The sequence below is a fragment of the Pelagibius sp. genome, assembly GCF_965249265.1.
In the GTDB taxonomy this organism is placed as follows: Bacteria; Pseudomonadota; Alphaproteobacteria; order Kiloniellales; family Kiloniellaceae; genus Pelagibius.
In genome coordinates this window covers 2,718,035-2,733,692 of sequence record NZ_OZ252224.1, presented here as the reverse complement: position 1 = coordinate 2,733,692, position 15,658 = coordinate 2,718,035, and the positions used below count along the sequence as shown (strand labels likewise).

At 63.4% G+C, this 15,658-nt stretch carries 17 protein-coding genes and 1 riboswitch; of the genes, 11 read left to right on the top strand and 6 right to left on the bottom strand.

What is annotated here, in order from left to right; translation table 11 throughout:
* Positions 1–58: 58 nt before the first annotated feature.
* The gene (locus tag ACP146_RS13050) at positions 59–1,201 is read right to left on the bottom strand and encodes an ABC transporter substrate-binding protein (protein WP_422367194.1); all 1,143 of its coding nucleotides are present in this window, start codon (positions 1,199–1,201) and stop codon (positions 59–61) included.
* A gap of 261 nt (positions 1,202–1,462) precedes the next feature.
* On the opposite strand from ACP146_RS13050, the gene ACP146_RS13045 reads away from it, so the two are divergent.
* A complete protein-coding gene (locus ACP146_RS13045; protein ID WP_422367193.1) occupies positions 1,463–2,155 on the top strand; it encodes a hypothetical protein in 693 nt (230 codons plus the stop codon).
* Positions 2,152–2,997, top strand: coding sequence for a DeoR/GlpR family DNA-binding transcription regulator (locus ACP146_RS13040; protein WP_422367192.1), 846 nt, complete (start codon positions 2,152–2,154; stop codon positions 2,995–2,997). The genes ACP146_RS13045 and ACP146_RS13040 overlap by 4 nt, the downstream gene beginning before the upstream one ends.
* Before the next feature lie 21 nt (positions 2,998–3,018).
* Here ACP146_RS13040 and ACP146_RS13035 read toward each other — a convergent pair whose 3' ends face one another.
* Positions 3,019–3,645 (bottom strand): glutathione S-transferase family protein, encoded by a 627-nt coding sequence (locus ACP146_RS13035; RefSeq protein WP_422367191.1) that lies wholly within the window; start codon positions 3,643–3,645, stop codon positions 3,019–3,021.
* 48 nt (positions 3,646–3,693) lie between these two features.
* Entirely contained in the window at positions 3,694–4,002 is a 309-nt protein-coding gene (locus ACP146_RS13030; RefSeq protein ID WP_422367190.1) for a YciI family protein, read from the bottom strand.
* 140 nt (positions 4,003–4,142) lie between these two features.
* On the opposite strand from ACP146_RS13030, the gene ACP146_RS13025 reads away from it, so the two are divergent.
* Both ACP146_RS13025 and ACP146_RS13020 read left to right on the top strand, forming a co-directional pair.
* Entirely contained in the window at positions 4,143–4,460 is a 318-nt protein-coding gene (locus ACP146_RS13025; protein WP_422367189.1) for an ArsR/SmtB family transcription factor, read from the top strand.
* A 2-nt stretch (positions 4,461–4,462) separates the two neighbouring features.
* Positions 4,463–4,933, top strand: coding sequence for an SRPBCC family protein (locus ACP146_RS13020; RefSeq protein WP_422367188.1), 471 nt, complete (start codon positions 4,463–4,465; stop codon positions 4,931–4,933).
* Here the strand turns inward: ACP146_RS13020 and ACP146_RS13015 are convergent, their stop codons facing one another.
* Positions 4,934–5,812 carry a LysR substrate-binding domain-containing protein gene (locus tag ACP146_RS13015; RefSeq protein ID WP_422367187.1) on the bottom strand — a complete coding sequence of 293 codons (879 nt, stop codon included), beginning with the start codon at positions 5,810–5,812 and terminating at the stop codon, positions 4,934–4,936.
* A gap of 128 nt (positions 5,813–5,940) precedes the next feature.
* On the opposite strand from ACP146_RS13015, the gene ACP146_RS13010 reads away from it, so the two are divergent.
* The gene (locus tag ACP146_RS13010) at positions 5,941–6,645 is read left to right on the top strand and encodes an SDR family oxidoreductase (protein WP_422367186.1); all 705 of its coding nucleotides are present in this window, start codon (positions 5,941–5,943) and stop codon (positions 6,643–6,645) included.
* Positions 6,646–6,678: 33 nt separating this feature from the next.
* Here ACP146_RS13010 and ACP146_RS13005 read toward each other — a convergent pair whose 3' ends face one another.
* A complete protein-coding gene (locus tag ACP146_RS13005) occupies positions 6,679–7,104 on the bottom strand; it encodes a response regulator (protein ID WP_425032691.1) in 426 nt (141 codons plus the stop codon).
* 156 nt (positions 7,105–7,260) lie between these two features.
* Positions 7,261–7,360, top strand: a riboswitch (ZMP/ZTP riboswitch).
* A gap of 22 nt (positions 7,361–7,382) precedes the next feature.
* On the opposite strand from ACP146_RS13005, the gene ACP146_RS13000 reads away from it, so the two are divergent.
* Positions 7,383–8,024: a LysE family translocator gene (locus tag ACP146_RS13000; protein ID WP_422367184.1), complete on the top strand. Its 642-nt coding sequence runs from the start codon at positions 7,383–7,385 to the stop codon at positions 8,022–8,024.
* Between the two features lie 35 nt (positions 8,025–8,059).
* Here the strand turns inward: ACP146_RS13000 and ACP146_RS12995 are convergent, their stop codons facing one another.
* On the bottom strand, positions 8,060–9,388 hold the full coding sequence (locus ACP146_RS12995; RefSeq protein WP_422367183.1) for a glutamine synthetase family protein: 1,329 nt from the start codon (positions 9,386–9,388) through the stop codon (positions 8,060–8,062).
* Positions 9,389–9,558: 170 nt separating this feature from the next.
* Here ACP146_RS12995 and ACP146_RS12990 point away from each other — a divergent pair, with 170 nt between their 5' ends.
* From ACP146_RS12990 to ACP146_RS12970, 5 genes are all read left to right on the top strand, one after another.
* On the top strand, positions 9,559–10,350 hold the full coding sequence (locus tag ACP146_RS12990; protein WP_422367182.1) for an SDR family oxidoreductase: 792 nt from the start codon (positions 9,559–9,561) through the stop codon (positions 10,348–10,350).
* Entirely contained in the window at positions 10,347–11,876 is a 1,530-nt protein-coding gene (gene xylB / locus ACP146_RS12985) for a xylulokinase (protein ID WP_422367181.1), read from the top strand. The genes ACP146_RS12990 and xylB overlap by 4 nt, the downstream gene beginning before the upstream one ends.
* A gap of 147 nt (positions 11,877–12,023) precedes the next feature.
* Complete coding sequence (locus tag ACP146_RS12980; RefSeq protein ID WP_422367180.1) at positions 12,024–13,394, top strand: glutamine synthetase family protein; 1,371 nt, start codon at positions 12,024–12,026, stop codon at positions 13,392–13,394.
* A 100-nt stretch (positions 13,395–13,494) separates the two neighbouring features.
* The gene (locus ACP146_RS12975; protein WP_422367179.1) at positions 13,495–14,520 is read left to right on the top strand and encodes a LacI family DNA-binding transcriptional regulator; all 1,026 of its coding nucleotides are present in this window, start codon (positions 13,495–13,497) and stop codon (positions 14,518–14,520) included.
* 76 nt (positions 14,521–14,596) lie between these two features.
* Positions 14,597–15,652 (top strand): sugar phosphate isomerase/epimerase family protein, encoded by a 1,056-nt coding sequence (locus ACP146_RS12970; RefSeq protein ID WP_422367178.1) that lies wholly within the window; start codon positions 14,597–14,599, stop codon positions 15,650–15,652.
* The last annotated feature ends 6 nt before the right edge of the window (positions 15,653–15,658 follow it).

Here is a 15,658-nt window from a genome sequence, read left to right as displayed (position 1 = left end):
CGGGGCAGGCCCCGACGATCCTCTCGAGGATATCGGGGCCGCCCGCTGCCAAAGCTGTCTAAGCCTCGCGCTTGGCCGCGTTATAGATCTTATCCATGACCTCGTAGTCCGGATTGATCTGGTAGTCGACGGTGTTCGACAGCTCCTCTTCCAGGCTGTCCCACTGGATGGCGTCCAGCTCGTCGGAATCGAACTTCTCGAAGACCTTGGGGTTCGCCATCTGGGTGACCGGGTTGTAGGTGCCCTCGGCAAAGGCGACGGCATGACAGACGTCCGGGTCCTGGACATACTCAAGGAAGTCGAGGGCCAGGGGCGAGCCGTTGGGATTGTTGACCACCGAGGTGATCTCCACCCAGGTGATGCCGCCCTTGCCGCCGGCCAGCGGGCCCTTCTTCGGGGTAATACCGCGGATGTTGGTGGCGCCGTCGAGGCGGGCCGGGCTGGCGGTGTAGGTACCGCCGGTCAGATAGAAATCGATCTCGCCGTTGATCAGCGCCAGGTTCATCGCCACCAGGTCATCGGTCAGCAGCTTGGCGCCCTTGAACCAGGCTCGGGCCACCTTCTCGAAAGCCGCAATCTCGGCTTCGCTGTGCTCGACGAAGGGGTCGAGCCCGGCGCCGATGCACATGTGATAGATGTTCCAGTTGTCGTAGGTGAGGATGCCGTAGCGTCCGGCGTTGGAGGCTTCGTTGAAGAGGTTGAAGCCTTCGTCCTCCGCCGTGGCGCGGCTCACCTTGTCGGTGTTGACGACGAAGTTGAAGGGGCCGAAGCGCTGCACCATCCCGAGCAGCTCTTTGCCGTCGGGGGAGTAGCACCAGGGGTACTCCTTGCCGTAAGGCTCCATCATATTGGCGAAATAAGGATCGAAGCGCTCCTGCGGCAGCGGCTTGATCAAGCCTTCAGGCCACATCTGATCGCGCGCCCAGGGCTGGTTCAGATTGATCACGTCCCAGACATTCACCTCGCCGGCGCGCAGCTTGTTGATCATGTCGGGATCGGAGGTGCCGCTCTCGGCCTTGACGGAGGCGCCGGTGCTGCGCCTGAAGGGGTCGAGCACCTCGTCGGAATTGTAACCCTCCCAGCAGAGGATATTCAGTTCCTTCTCGCGGGCGGCGAAGGCCGTGCCCGCCATGGGCCCGGCGAGCCCGAGCGCGCCGGCGGCGGCGGTGTACCTCAACAAACTGCGACGGTCGAACTGCATGATCACGCTCCCCGTTTATTGTTGCGTCCCCGGCTGTCCCCAAGGTGGCCCCCGCTGTGGAGAGGGCCAACCAAACCAGCATAACCTTTCCGGCGATTGCTTAGCCGTCAGGTTCGCAAGCCAAGGCTCATTTGATGAAAGTACCACGCAAAATTTGGTAATTCCAACATGATTTGTTGTACTCACCACTAAGTTAGGGCATAACCGAAACAGGGCTTTTGCCGCCAAGAGCGCAAAGACCGCCAAGTGAGAAAACCCTGGATGACGCGAGTGACAATGCGACCGGCGATTGATTTCATTTTCATGTTCACTCGAGCGGATCAGACCGTGGAGGACTGCCTGGATGTCTTCGACATCGTGGCGGGCGCCGGCGTGAAGCACATGGGTTTTAAGGATGTCGGGGTAAGCTTCGAAACGCTGATCGAGCTGAATCGGCGGATCAAGGATGCCGGCGCCACAAGCTATCTTGAGGTTGTATCGACGACGCCGGAGGCTTGCCTGAATTCAGCCCGTGCGGCGCGTGAGATCGGCGTCGACTGTGTCATGGGCGGCACCGATGCGGCGGGCATTTTGGGTGTGCTGGACGGCAGCGGCATCGGCTATCTGCCTTTCCCGGGGCGCCCCATCGGCCATCCGACGGCGCTGGGCGGCAGCCCCAACGATGTTGAGAGCGACTGCCGCAAGTTCGAATCCCTCGGCTGTTCGGGGGTCGATCTTCTGGCCTACCGCGCCACCGAGGCCGATCCCTTGGAACTGGTGAAGGCGGCGCGGCGCGCCACTCAGGGCACCCTGGTGGTGGCCGGCAGCGTCGACTCGCCGGACCGCATCCGCGCCCTGGCCGATGCCGGCGCCAATGCCTTCACCATCGGCTCCGCCGCTTTCGACGGCTCTTTCTCGCCGCGTAAGGGGGCGCTGGCGTCGCAGTTGGAGGACATTCTGGAGGCGGCGGCGTGAGTTCTTCCGGAAAGACGTCCACGGGCAAACCGCTGACCGTCGTGAAAACTGACAACGACCGGGCCGGTACAAAGAACGGCGAGCGCCTGGACCGCGAGGAACGCCACCGCCGCATCATCGGCGAGCTGAAGTCCAATCCTACCGTCCGCATCTCTCACCTGGCCGAAGCCTTCGGCGTTTCCACCGAGACAGTTCGGCGCGATATCGACAGCCTCTCGTCGCGCGGGTTGGTGGAGCGTACCTATGGCGGCGCCGCGGCGCCCATGGGACGGGAACCGACGGTGCGCGAACGCACCGCTTCGATGGTCGCCGAACGCCAGCGCATCGCCGCCGTCGCCATTCAGGCCATCGCGCCGGGGGATGTGGTGATGATCGATTCCGGCGCCACCACCCATCACCTGGCCCAGGCCATCGCCGCCGCCGGGCTCGAGGCCACAGTGATTACCAACGGTCTGGAGATCGCCGAAGAGGTCGGGGCTTCTTCCGCCGTGCGGGTGATCCTCTGTCCCGGTGCCTATTCGGCCCATGAAAAGGGCGTCTACGGGCAGGACACCTGTGATTTCCTGGCGCGCTTCCATGCCAACGTCGCCTTCACCTCGGCCGGCGGTATCACCGAGGGCGGGGTCACCGATGTGGACTCCAATGCCTGCTGGATCAAGCGGTCCATGTTCAAGCGGGCCGAGCGGCGCATCTTCATGATGGACAACGCCAAGTTCAACGTGCGCCTGTTGGAGGTCGTCATGCCGCTTGGCGAGGTCACAGATCTCGTGGTCGACAAGCCGCTGCCGGAAAAACTGGCGGAAGCGGCGAAGGCGGCGGGCATCACCACCGTGGTCGCTTAACGCCCTCTCTTCCCGCTGTATTCAGATGTTGTAGGCGCGCTGAAAGGCCGGGCGTTGCTGGAGCCGTTCGTAATAGGCTTCCAGAACCGGATGACCGGCGATCAGCTTCATATAGCTGGCCATGAAACAACTGTGGCCGATCAGAATGTCCGCGCCGGAGAACCCGGATTCCAGCATATGGTCGCGGCCTTCGAGTTCTTTTGAGAGTGCAGCCGCGCGGACTTCGAACTCGCCGCGTCCGATGGCGGCGAAGTCGGCATCGTGCTGGCGCCCTGGCGGGCGCATTGCCTCGAGCGGACGCAACGCGTTGTCGAAATAGGTCATGAGGGCCGGGTCCATTTCCGTGCCGGCGAACACGCACCATTGATAGTAGCGGGCACGCGCCGGGCTGCCCACCACAGGCGCCAGGTTTTTCTCCGGATGCTCGTCGATCAGCTGCAGCACGATCGCCACGGACTCGAACATCGAATAGCTGTCGGTCGTCAGGGCCGGAACAACGCCCAGCGGATGGAGCGCCCGATAGGCTTCGCTGTTCTGCTCTCCCGCAGACAGGTTTACGATGTGACTCTTGTAGTCGATACCGAGTTCTTCCAGCACCCACTTGGCGCGCTGCGATCGTGTCGGCGGAAACTCGTGGAGTTCCGTCATGGCGCTTTCTCCGATGTCTGGTGTTGCCCCGCTGAAGGAGGGATGTGCTTACATCTCCATCATCTCGGCCACTTCGATGCTGCCCATCTCAATGAAGGGGCAGGCCTTGGCCATGTTTATGGCGGCATCGATGCTGTCGGCCTCCACCACCGAGAAACCGGCGAGGGGATTTGAACCACCGTCATCTGCAACGCCGTCGGCGCTGACGGTTTTGGATTTGCCGACAGGGTTGCCGGGATTGACCATGGCGTCGCCCAGATCGTCGACCCAGGCTTGCCAGCGCGCCATCATCTTGGCGCCTTCCTCCGGCGAGTCGGGCTTTTGTCCACCGTGATAGGCAAAGATAAACTGCGGCATCGCGTGTCCCCCTGTTCATGGACTTTGGTTTATCAGCGCCCGGCTTGAGTCTCCGGGTGATCGTCAATACTGAACCTCTTGGTTTATTAAATGCCCTCCGCTATATTGTCAACCATCAGGTTCAGTGATGAGTTTGTGACATGGAAAATCTCGACACGATCTTCGCCGCGCTCAGTCATGAAGCGCGCCGAAAGATATTGGCGCGGCTGATGCAAGGGGAGTCCCGGCTCTCTGATTTGGCCGAGCCCTTCAACATGAGCCAGACGGCGGTCTCCAAGCACGTGCGCGTGCTGAGCGATGCGGGCCTGCTGGTGATCGAAAAGAGGGGCCGCAGCCGTCATTGCCGCCTCAATGCCGAACCCATGAAAGCGGCGACCGACTGGTTGATCGACTATCAGGCTTTTTGGATGCAGCAGTTTGACAATCTTGCGCGCCACCTGGCGAAAGAGGACGACTGACTATGGATTTCCTGAAGTCTGTGCCCGGCGACGATCCCATCGTCGTCGAGGGGTATTTCCCTGCCTCTCCGGAAAGGGTGTTTTCGGCCTGGACCGATCCGGAGGCAGTCATGAAATGGTTCGGCCATGGGCTGAATTCGCTGCACTCCGCGACCATCGATCTGCGACCCGGGGGCGCCTGGCGCTTTGTCAGGACCAAGGATGCCGAAAAGTCGGTGGGATTCGAAGGCGAGTATCAGGAAATAGCACCGGGCGAGAAGTTGGTGTTTTCCTGGGCCCATGTGGTCGTCCAGGCGGATGGTGCGCGCGAGGCGACGCCTTATTCACGGGTCGAGGTTACCTTCACGCCGACAGGCAAGGGGACCACCGTCCGTGTCGTGCACTCGGCGGTCAGAAGCGAAGACGCCCGCCGCGGCATCGGCGGCGGCTGGCAGTCGGCCTTTACCTGCCTGGCCGAGATTCTGGCTTCGTAGTCAGCGCCGAGCGGCGCAGCCGGCCTCGGAAAGGATCCAGTCGATCACGGCGTTTCTTGCGGCGTTCGCTTTGCGGCTGACGGGGTGGACGATGTAGTAGCTGCTCTGATCGGCGCTCTCGTCCTGCCACAGAGAGACGAGTATGCCTTTTGCGATCGCATCGTCCAAAAGCAGGCGCGGCGCCAAAGCAATGCCCTGTCCGTTCGCCGCCGCATCCATCGCCAGGGCCGTCTGGTTGAACTGCATCATGCGATACCGCGCCCGGGTGCCGGTCTTGTCGAACAAGGCGTCCCAGAAGGCGTGGCTGTCCTGGATGAGGCGCAGCTTGGCAAAGTCCTCGAAGCGCTTCAGCGGCGCCACGGTCTCGGCATAGTCCGGGCTGCAGATCGCGCAGAGATCGAGCGGCGCCAGCAGAGTGGCCTCCATGTTCTTTTCGAAGGGCGGGCGTCCGAGGCGGACCGCGAGGTCGACGCCGTCGGATTGAAAGTCCGCCAGCCGCTCGCTGGCCACCGTCTGCAGGTCGACTTCGGGATGCGCCTTCGCGAAGTTGCCGAGCCGGGGCACCAGCCATTTGGCTGCGAAGGAGGGAGTCACACTGAGGGTTATGCGGGTGCCTTGCGGGCGCAGGTTCGCCGTTGCCTCGTCGATGATCGCGAGCGCCCGGCGGACCGGGCTGTGATAGCCGCGTCCGATTTCGGTCAGCGCCAGGCCGCGGGCTTTGCGATGGAAAAGCTGAAGCCCCAAGTCGGCCTCCAGCCGGCGAACCTGCTGTGCCACAGCACCCTGGGTCAGGCTCAGTTCCTCAGCCGCCTGCCGGAAGTTCAGGTGCCGCGCTGCCGCGTCGAACATGCGCAGGGCATTCAGGTTGGGCGTTCTCAAGGGATTGCTTTCTCAAGCCAGTAGAATTTCTACAGTCTGGAGCGACGAGACATGATTGGTCAAGGGCGGGGCGAAGGCGCATCTTTGCGGCAGATTCCTTTGCAGATCCGGACGATGGAGAAACAATCATGGCGGACACGAAAGTAGCGATCATCACCGCGGGCGGCAGCGGGATGGGGGCGGACGCTGCGCGGCGACTGGCGTCGGAAGGTTATGAGGTCGCTATTCTCTCGTCCTCGGGTAAGGGCGAAGCCCTGGCGAAGGAACTTGGGGGCCTCGGCGTCACGGGCTCGAACCGCTCGGTCGAGGATCTGCAGAAGCTGGTGGATGCCGCGATGGCGCGCTGGGGGCGCATCGACGTGCTGGTCAATTCCGCCGGCCACGGGCCCAAGGGACCGGTGCTGGAAATCAGTGACGAGGACTGGCACAACGGCATGGAAGTCTATCTGCTGAACGTGATCAGGCCCGCCCGCCTCGTGGCGCCGATCATGGCCGCCCAGGGCGGCGGTGCCATCGTCAACATCTCCACCTTCGCGGCGTTCGAGCCGGACCCGCTGTTCCCGACCTCCGGCGTTTTCCGGGCCGCCCTGGCGAGCTTCACCAAGCTGTTTGCCGACAAGTACGCCGCCGACAACATCCGTATGAACAATGTGCTGCCCGGCTTCATCGACAGCCTGCCGGAAACCGAGGACCGCCGCGCCCGGATCCCTATGGGCCGTTACGGCAAGGCGGGGGAGGTCTCCTCTCTCATCGCCTATCTGGCCTCGGAGGATGCCGCCTATATGACCGGCCAGAACCTGCGCATCGACGGCGGGTTGACCTATTCGGTATGAGCCTCTGGCTGCAGGGTCTTGCCACTGGTGATGTCAGGCGAACTGGTAGCCGACCGCCGCTTCGATCTCGGACCTCAGGCACTCTATCGTGACCGGCTTGGTGAGAACCGTCACGGCGCCGACCTGTTTGGACACTTCGTGAAGAAGGGGATCCCGATCACCGGTCAGGATCAAGATCGGGACGCCGCGATTGGCGTAGGCCCGGTTGCGCCGTACGGCATTGCAAAACTCCAGACCATCCATGTTTTCCATATGCAGGTCACAGATGATGACGTCGGGAAAGCGCGTGTTGGGGTCCGCCAGAAACGCCAATGCTTCTTCGCCGCCGGGCAATGCCGTCGATGCTTTGATGCCGATCGAATTCAGCATGCTCTTAACAATGGATCGCATTGTTTTCTGGTCATCAATGACCAGCAGCCGAAGGGGACAGTCGACAGCTTGATTCATCTTTGCGTTCACTATGAAATCAAATTCTACTGTTGGTAGATTAGAGTGGCCATACGTTAATATTCCGTGATCATGCGGAAGCCGCAGAAATGCTGACTTTTGCTGCGCTTCTGAGATCGGCGCAGGTCGGGCCGGCGCTTGTCCATCCGGCACCGCTCCGGTAAAAGACCGGTTCTGCGTGACTGGCGAGGTTAATGGAGCACCATCGGGGAGCGCAGGCCCGGGTCGTTCGTCGACCGGGGATCCGCCGTTCGCCTGGGCAAGTCCATCCACTGTGAAGGAGTTTGCCCATGTCCAGCGTCGCCGCACTCACCGGAATTCTTTTGGCCTTGCTGATCGGCGCCGCCAGTCCAGGCCCGAGCTTCATAATTGTTTCCCGTATCTCGATTGCCGCCTCGCGGTCGGAGGGGCTTGCCGCTGCCCTCGGCATGGGGGTTGGCGGCGCCGTCTTCGGCAGCCTGGCGCTGCTGGGCCTGACGGCGCTCCTGCTGCAGGTGGCGTGGCTCTATCTGATCCTCAAATTCGCTGGGGGTGCCTATCTGATTTACCTAGGGGTTCGCATCTGGCGCGCTGCGTCGGAACCGCTTGTCCTGCCTGAAACAGGGCGAGCAGGAAGAAGAGGGCTGCTGCGTGCCTTTTGGCTCGCCTTGCTCATTCAGATCAGCAACCCGAAGACCGCCATCGTCTACGCCAGTATCTTCGCAGCTCTCCTGCCGGCCGCGCCGCCGCTTTGGATGCTTGTCACGCTGCCGCCCCTGATCTTCTGCGTTGAGGCCGGCTGGTACGCTACAGTGGCTCTGGTGTTTTCAGCCAGTGGGCCGCGTTCGATCTACCTCGCATCCAAGGCTTGGATCGACCGCCTGGCGGGCAGCGTGATGGCGGCCTTGGGCCTGCGGCTCGTCATTGACGGACTCAAGAGGCAGCCGTCTTAAGGGAACACTCCTGAGATCCGGCGGCCCGTTCCCAGTCAGTAAAGCTCCAGATACTCGTCGCGCTCCCAGTCGGTGACATGGCTGCGGAAGCGGGCCAGTTCCGCTTCCTTCACCGTGGTGAAGAGCTTCACAAAGTCGGCGCCCAGCATTTCCTGCATGGCCTTGTCCTTCTTCAGGGCGGCAAGGGATTCCTCCAGGCTGGCGGCGAGCTTCTGGTGCTTGGGGTCGTCCTCCGAAGGACCCTTGGAGGGTATCGGCAGTTCGCCTTTTTCCTTCAGGCCGAGCAGACCGGCGGCCAGCACTCCGGCGGCGGAGAGATAGGGGTTGGAGATGCCGGAGGCGGCCCGCATCTCGATGTGGCAGTTGTCTTCGCCGACGTCCTTCATCCGCACCATGGCGGTGCGGTCCTCGACGCCCCAGGAGATGTTGGAGGGGGCGAAGGTGTGCGGCTTGAGGCGGTGATAGCAGTTCGGCGTCGGGCCGATCAGCGGCTGCATGGCCTTGGCGTGGGTCAGCAGACCCGATGCGAACCGGCGGATCAGCGGGTTCATCCCTTCCTTCGCGCCCTTGCTGTGGAACGCGTTCTTGCCGGTCTTGCGGTCGATCAGGCTGACATGGACGTGGCAGCCGCAGCCGGCCATGTCTGTCGCCGGCTTGGACATGAAGGTCGCCAGATAGCCGTTGCGGTGGGCCAGTTCCTTGATCGCATTCTTGAAGGTGAAGGCCTTGTCGGCGCCCTCCAGCCCAACGCCGGGGCCGTAGTTAATCTCGAACTGAGAGGGCGAGTATTCGCAGTTGTGGGTGATGACGTCGATGCCCGCCGCCTGCAGCGTGTCCAGGAGGCCGTCGAGGAAGGGCACATATTGATTGCGCGTGGCGTTGAAGATATGGACGCCGCCGAAGAGCGGGGTTTTGGTTTCCGGGTCGAGCAGATAGAACTCGTACTCCAGCCCGAACATCACGTCGTAGCCCATCTTGCGGGCCTGTTGCAGCAGGCTCGCCAATACCGTCCGCGGGGTGGCGGCGATGGGCTCCCCCGGTGCCCAGCGGGCATCGCAGATCACCTTGGCGGTATCTTCCAGCCAGGGAACAGGGCGCAGGCTCGCCGGGTCGGGCACAAGCTGCTGGTCGCGGTAGCTGACCTCCTCATGGACGCCGCAGCCGCCGATCACGGCGGAGGCCGTATCCAGGCCGATGGTGCCGCCGTAGAAGTTCAGGCCCTTGCGGGTATAGCCCTCCGCTTTGCCGACGGGGATCACCTTGGTGCGGCTGGTGCCGTGGAGATCGGGAAGCTCAAACCGCACATAGCGGGCGTTCATCTTCTTCAACGCCGCCATCATTTCCTTCACCGAATCCCCCGCCATCGTCTGCCTCCTCGAAGCCCATGTTCATTGTTCGATTGTTTTTCAAAGTTGGTACTTGCCAACAATATGTTGCAGTTGCCAAGTGACGCAAGCTACCTTCGCTTTTTGGGTACCGAGGGCGCCGAATCAGCGGCGACCTTATCACGGTGCTTGCAGCCGGGGGGAAGGTGATGAGCGGACAGCAGATGGCGGGACGGCATGCCCTGATCACCGGTGGCGGCGCGGGCATTGGACGGGAGGCAGCCCTGCTATTCGCCCGCGAAGGCGCGGCGGTGGCGGTGGCAGATCTGAATCTGGCGGCGGCGGAGGAAAGCGCGGCCGCCATTACAGCCGGGGGTGGCAAGGCGGTGGCGCTTCAGGTGGACGTGGCCCAGGCCGAGTCCGTTGAGGCGATGATGGCCGCCGCCGAGGCCGGGCTCGGCTGCGTCGATGCGCTATTCAACAACGCCGGGGTGATGCTGTCGGAGGACCGCGGGCCGGAAGATACCGGATTGGCGGTCTGGGACCGCACCATTGCCATCAACCTGACCGGCGTTTTCCACTGTTGCCGTTTCGGTATTCCGGCGCTGCGTCGTGCCGGCGGAGGGGCGATCCTCAACATGTCTTCGCTGGTGGCGATGATGGGCTCCGCCGTGCCGCAGCTTGCCTATACAGCCTCCAAAGGCGGCGTCATGGCCATGACGCGGGAGATCGCGGTGCAGTACGGGCGCCAGGGCATCCGCTGCAATGCGCTGTTGCCCGGCCCCATCGGCACGCCGCTTACGGCGGAATTGTTCGATACGGAGGAGAAGCTGGAGCGCCGCCGGGTGCACATGCCGCTCGGCCGTTTCGGCGAGGCGGGGGAGGTGGCCTCGGTGGCCTGCTTCCTGTGTTCGGAGGCCGCGAGCTATGTAACCGGCGCGGGCTGGCTGGTCGACGGCGGCATCACCGCCGCCTACGTAACGGCCGAGGATCCGGCATGAGCGATAGCGCCCCTGGTATGGCATCCGGTCGCGTCACATTGGGTATCGATCTCGGTGCCGGCAGCCTGAAGGCTGCTCTTGTCGACGAGACCGGTGAGACCTTGGGCGAGGCGGCGGCGCCGATTGCAACCGCGAGCCCGCAACCCGGCTGGTCGGAACAGGACCCGGCGGGCTGGTGGGCTGCGCTCTGCACGGCGGTGCCCAATGTGATTCAAAAGGCCGGCATTTCTGCCGAACAGATCGCTGCGGTCGGTCTCTCCGGCGGTGCCCACATCGCGGTGCTGGAGGATGCCGCGGGGCAGGTCATCCGCCCAGCCATCATGTGGAACGACCAGCGCAGCGCCGCCGAGGCGGAAGAACTTCATGCCCGGGCCGGTGACATGATCATCGAAAAGGGCCTGAACCGCGCCAACCCAACCTGGACGCTTTGCCAGCTCGCCTGGCTGCAAAAGCATGAAGCGGCGGCCGTCGAGCGCACGGCAAGGCTTTATGTTTCGAAGGACTGGCTGCGCAGCCGCCTCACCGGGGACTGGTGCACCGACTATTCCGATGCCCTGGGGGCGCTGATGTCGGATGCCGAAAGCCGTGCCTGGTCGCCGGAACTCTGTGCCTTGATCGGTTGGGACATGGAACGCCTGCCGCCGGTCCGCGAGCCCAGCGACGTTGCGGGAACGGTTCATGCCGCCGCAGCCGCGGCCACGGGCCTGAAGGAGGGGACGCCGGTCGTCGTCGGATCCAATGACACGACGGTGGAACTCTATGGCGCCGGAGCCATCGAAGCGGGGCAGGGGGCGATCAAGCTGGCCACAGCCGGTGTGGTCTTTCTGACCACCGGCAAGCCCGAAGTGCATCCGCCGGTTTCCTGCTACCCGCATATCATGGCCGGCCAGTGGTACATGGCCTCCGGCATCAACGCCTGCGCCACGGCCCATCGCTGGGTCCGGGACACCTTTTTCTCCGACCTGCCGGAGGAGACGGCTTTCGCGGAGATGGACCGCCTCGCCGCAGAAGTTCCGCCGGGCTGCGACGGGCTGATCTTTCATCCCTATCTGATGGGCGAACGCGCGCCGCATTGGGACCCCAAGCTGCGCGGTGATTTCATCGGCCTTACCTTGGCGCACAGCCGGGCGCACTTTGCCCGCGCCTGCTACGAGGGCATTGCCTTTGCCCTGAACGACGTGCTGCAGACCGCCAAAACCCTCTCCGGCGCGACTTTCGGGGATATGCGCCTGCTCGGCGGTGGCGCACGCAGCGCCACTTGGCGCCAGATCATCGCCGACGTGACCGGGCTGACGGTCAAGGTGCCGGCAAACGGCGACGCCTCCTTCGGCGCGGCCCTGGTGGCGGCGGTGGGGGCGGGGATCTTCGCCTCGCCGGAAGAAGCAATCGCGCGCTGCGTGCGCATCCGGGAGGAAAACACGCCGGACCCGGATCGCCACGCGGCCTACGTCAAACGTTTTGCGCTTTACGACCAAGCGCGCCGCGGGCTCACCGATATCAGCCATCAGCTTCATGACGGTTTCTAGCCGCCCGCGGCCCTGCCCCGATATCTGCCGTCCCGATATCTGCCGTCTCGACCTGGGGCCGCTTCTGGTTCTATGCTCGCGGCCTTACCGATTCCTCCGGCGCGGAGCCTCCTTCCCGCCGGCCCAGCCAAATCCGGAGTTCAAGCCATGCCAGGCAAACTGACCCTCGCCCAATTGAAAGAAGCCGTCGCCCTGGGCAGCATCGACACGGTCCTCGTCTGCATGGTCGACATGCAGGGCCGCCTCGTCGGCAAGCGGTTTCAGGCCGAGTTCTTCGTCGACACGGCGGAGGACGAGACCCATGCCTGCAACTATCTGCTGGCCAACGACATCGATATGGAACCGGTGCCGGGCTATGCGGCGGCGAACTGGACCCAGGGCTACGGCGACTTCGTGATGAAGCCGGATCTTTCCACCCTGCGGGTCACGCCCTGGCTGGAGGGCACGGCCCTGGTGCTCTGCGACGTTCTGAACCACCACGGCCATACGCCGGTCGAGCACTCACCGCGGGCCATCCTGCAGGGGCAGGTCGAGCGGCTGGCGGCCAAGGGCTACAAGCCCTTCCTGGCCTCGGAGCTGGAGTTCTATCTCTTCGACGAGACTTTCGAGAGCGCCCATCAAAAGCACTACCAGGACATGAAGACCGAGGGCTACTACATCGAGGATTATCACATCTTCCAGACCTCCAAGGAGGAGGATGTGGTGCGGGCCATCCGCAAAGGCCTGCAGGGTTGCGGTATTCCGGTGGAGAACTCCAAGGGCGAGTGGGGGCCCGGCCAGGCGGAGGTCAACGTGCGCTACGACGAGGCGCTGACCATGGCCGATCACCATGCGATCCTGAAGAACGCCTGCAAGGAAATTGCCTTCCAGAAAGGCAAGGCGCTGACCTTCATGGCCAAGTGGCACTATGAACTGGCGGGCAACTCCTGCCACATCCACGCCTCGCTCTGGGACAAGGCCGGCAAGAAGCCGCTGTTCTTCGATCCCAAGGCACCGCACGGGATGTCGAAACTGATGCGCCAGTTCGTCGCCGGGCAACTGAAGTATGCCGACGACATCACCTACTTCCTGGCGCCCTACATCAACTCCTACAAGCGGTTCCAGGCGGGGACCTTCGCGCCGACCAAGGCGGTCTGGAGCCTCGACAACCGCACCGCCGGTTTCCGTCTCTGCGGCGACGGCAGCAAGGCGATCCGTATCGAGTGCCGGGTCGGGGGCGGCGATCTCAATCCCTATCTGGCGTTCTCGGCCTTGCTGGCGGCGGGGCTGGCCGGCATCGAGGAGAAGCTTGATCTGGCGGACCCCTTTGTCGGTGATGCCTATGGCGGCAAGAAGCTGCGCGATATCCCCAAGACCCTGCGTGATGCCATCAAGGCCCTGGAAAAATCCAAGATGCTGCGGGCTGCCTTCGGCGATGCGGTCGTCGACCACTACGTTCACACCGCCAAGTGGGAACAGTTGGAATATGACCGCCGGGTCACCGATTGGGAGCTGAAACGCGGCTTCGAGCGGAGCTAGGGAAGCTCCAAGAAATCCCCAAGAAGGTATAGCATCATCATCTGAGTTGCGCCCATCATCGGGCTGTGCGATGGTTCCGCATCAGGGAGGAACAGACCCCTTGGCGCGGATAACAATACAAGACGTGGCGCGCGAGGCGGGCGTTAGTGTCGCGACCGTCGACCGCGTGCTCAATCGCCGTTCCGGCGTGCGCTCTGCAACCGTGAAGCGGGTGGAGGCAGCCGCCGACAAGCTGGCCTATCAGCCGGACCGCCTGGCCGCACGCCTGGCACGGGCCCGCGACTATCGCTTCTGTTTCATCCTTCCCACCGGCACCAACACCTTCATGCAGAGCCTTCAGGCGGAGGTCGAGGCGACGGCCGAGCGCCTGATCGGCGAGCGCATCCGCGTGTCCGTGCGCCAGGTCGACGTTTTCGACGGCGTCGCCCTGGCGGAAGAACTGGAGCAACTGGGCGAGGACTTCGACGGCGTGGCCGTGGTTGCGCTCGATCATCCGGCGGTGCGCGAAGCCATCAACGGCCTTGTCGATGCCGGGGTGAAGGTCGTGACCCTTGTCTCCGACGCGCCGGGATCGAAACGGGTTCACTACGTCGGGATCGACAACACGGCTGCCGGCCGTACCGCCGCCATGCTGCTGGGCCGTTTCGTCGGCCCGCGCCAGGGCAAGGTCGGTCTCATTGCCGGGTCTCTGGCGCTGCGCGACCATGTCGAGCGGCAGTTCGGTTTTGAACAGGTCATGGCGCGGGAGTTTCCCCAGCTCGAAGTGCTGCCGGTGCGCGAGGGGCGCGACGACTTCGAGAAAGTCGAGACGGTAACCGCGGCGCTTCTGGCCGAGACGCCGGACCTGGTGGGGATCTACAACGTCGGCGCCGGCAACCGCGGTATCGTTGCCGCCCTGGAGGCGACACAGCGGAGCGGCGATGTCGTTTTCCTGGCCCATGACCTGACGCCCTTCACGCGAAAGCATCTGGTGCGCGGCACCATCGACGCCGTGGTCAATCAGGATCCCGGTCATGAGGTGCGCAGCGCCGCGCGGGTACTGCTCTCCGCCTGCGAAGCGACCCCAATCGTCGCCGACCAGGAACGCATCCGGATCGACGTTTTTCTGCGCGACAACATTCCCTAGCGATCAAGGCCCCTATAGATCAAAAGCCGGGCAAACCGCTACGGCGACAGGGCGGCTGAAACAGAGGAGATGCATGATGAAGACAATCAAAGGGCCGGCGATCTTTCTGGCGCAGTTCGCCGGTGACGAGGCGCCCTTCAACTCTCTTGACTCGATCGCCGGCTGGGTCTCAGGGCTCGGCTATAAAGGCGTGCAGATCCCAAGCTGGGATGCCCGCATCTTCGACCTGACCAAGGCCTCGGAGAGCAAAGACTACTGCGACGAAGTGAAAGGCACGCTGGCCGCTCATGGTCTGGAGCTGACGGAGTTGTCGACCCATCTGCAAGGACAGTTGGTGGCGGTTCATCCGGCTTATGACGACGCCTTCGACGGCTTTGCGGCGCCGGAGGTGCGTGGTGACCCGAAGGCGCGGCAGGCCTGGGCGGTGGATCAGATGATGCGCGCCGCCAAGGCCTCGGAGAACCTGGGCCTCACCGCCCATGCGACCTTCTCCGGCGCTCTGGCCTGGCCCTACCTCTATCCCTGGCCGCAACGCCCGGCTGGTCTCGTCGAGACAGCGTTTGACGAACTGGCCAAACGCTGGCGGCCGATCCTCGATGCCTTCGACAGCGCCGGGGTCGATGTCTGCTATGAGATCCATCCGGGCGAGGATCTGCACGACGGCGTTACTTTCGAGATGTTCCTGGAGCGGGTCGGCAACCATCCGCGCTGCAACATGCTCTACGACCCCAGCCACTACGTGCTGCAGGCCCTCGACTATCTCGACCACATCGACATCTATCACGAGAAGATCAAGATCTTCCATGTGAAGGACGCGGAACTGAATCCGACGGGCCGCCAGGGTGTCTATGGCGGTTATCAGTCCTGGGTCGACCGCGCCGGACGGTTCCGCTCCCTCGGCGACGGCCATGTCGATTTCAGCGGGATCTTCTCCAAGCTGACGAGCCACGGCTTCGACGGCTGGGCGGTGCTGGAATGGGAATGCTGCCTGAAGCATCCGGAAGACGGTGCCCGCGAAGGTGCGGTCTTCATTCAGGATCACATCATCCGGGTGACCGAAAAGGCCTTCGACGATTTTGCCGACGGCGGCACCGACGAGGCCGCCAACCGCCGCATGCTCGGTATCGGCTGAAGGAGG

Coding starts and splice junctions, on each gene's coding strand:
- ACP146_RS13030 (WP_422367190.1), bottom strand. CDS start 4,002: ATGCCGCAGTTTATCTTTGCCTATCACGGTGGACAAAAGCCCGACTCG.
- ACP146_RS12980 (WP_422367180.1), top strand. CDS start 12,024: ATGCCAGGCAAACTGACCCTCGCCCAATTGAAAGAAGCCGTCGCCCTG.
- ACP146_RS12990 (WP_422367182.1), top strand. CDS start 9,559: ATGAGCGGACAGCAGATGGCGGGACGGCATGCCCTGATCACCGGTGGC.
- xylB (WP_422367181.1), top strand. CDS start 10,347: ATGAGCGATAGCGCCCCTGGTATGGCATCCGGTCGCGTCACATTGGGT.
- ACP146_RS13045 (WP_422367193.1), top strand. CDS start 1,463: ATGACGCGAGTGACAATGCGACCGGCGATTGATTTCATTTTCATGTTC.
- ACP146_RS12995 (WP_422367183.1), bottom strand. CDS start 9,388: ATGGCGGGGGATTCGGTGAAGGAAATGATGGCGGCGTTGAAGAAGATG.
- ACP146_RS13035 (WP_422367191.1), bottom strand. CDS start 3,645: ATGACGGAACTCCACGAGTTTCCGCCGACACGATCGCAGCGCGCCAAG.
- ACP146_RS13010 (WP_422367186.1), top strand. CDS start 5,941: ATGGCGGACACGAAAGTAGCGATCATCACCGCGGGCGGCAGCGGGATG.
- ACP146_RS13020 (WP_422367188.1), top strand. CDS start 4,463: ATGGATTTCCTGAAGTCTGTGCCCGGCGACGATCCCATCGTCGTCGAG.
- ACP146_RS13000 (WP_422367184.1), top strand. CDS start 7,383: ATGTCCAGCGTCGCCGCACTCACCGGAATTCTTTTGGCCTTGCTGATC.
- ACP146_RS13025 (WP_422367189.1), top strand. CDS start 4,143: ATGGAAAATCTCGACACGATCTTCGCCGCGCTCAGTCATGAAGCGCGC.
- ACP146_RS13050 (WP_422367194.1), bottom strand. CDS start 1,201: ATGCAGTTCGACCGTCGCAGTTTGTTGAGGTACACCGCCGCCGCCGGC.
- ACP146_RS12970 (WP_422367178.1), top strand. CDS start 14,597: ATGAAGACAATCAAAGGGCCGGCGATCTTTCTGGCGCAGTTCGCCGGT.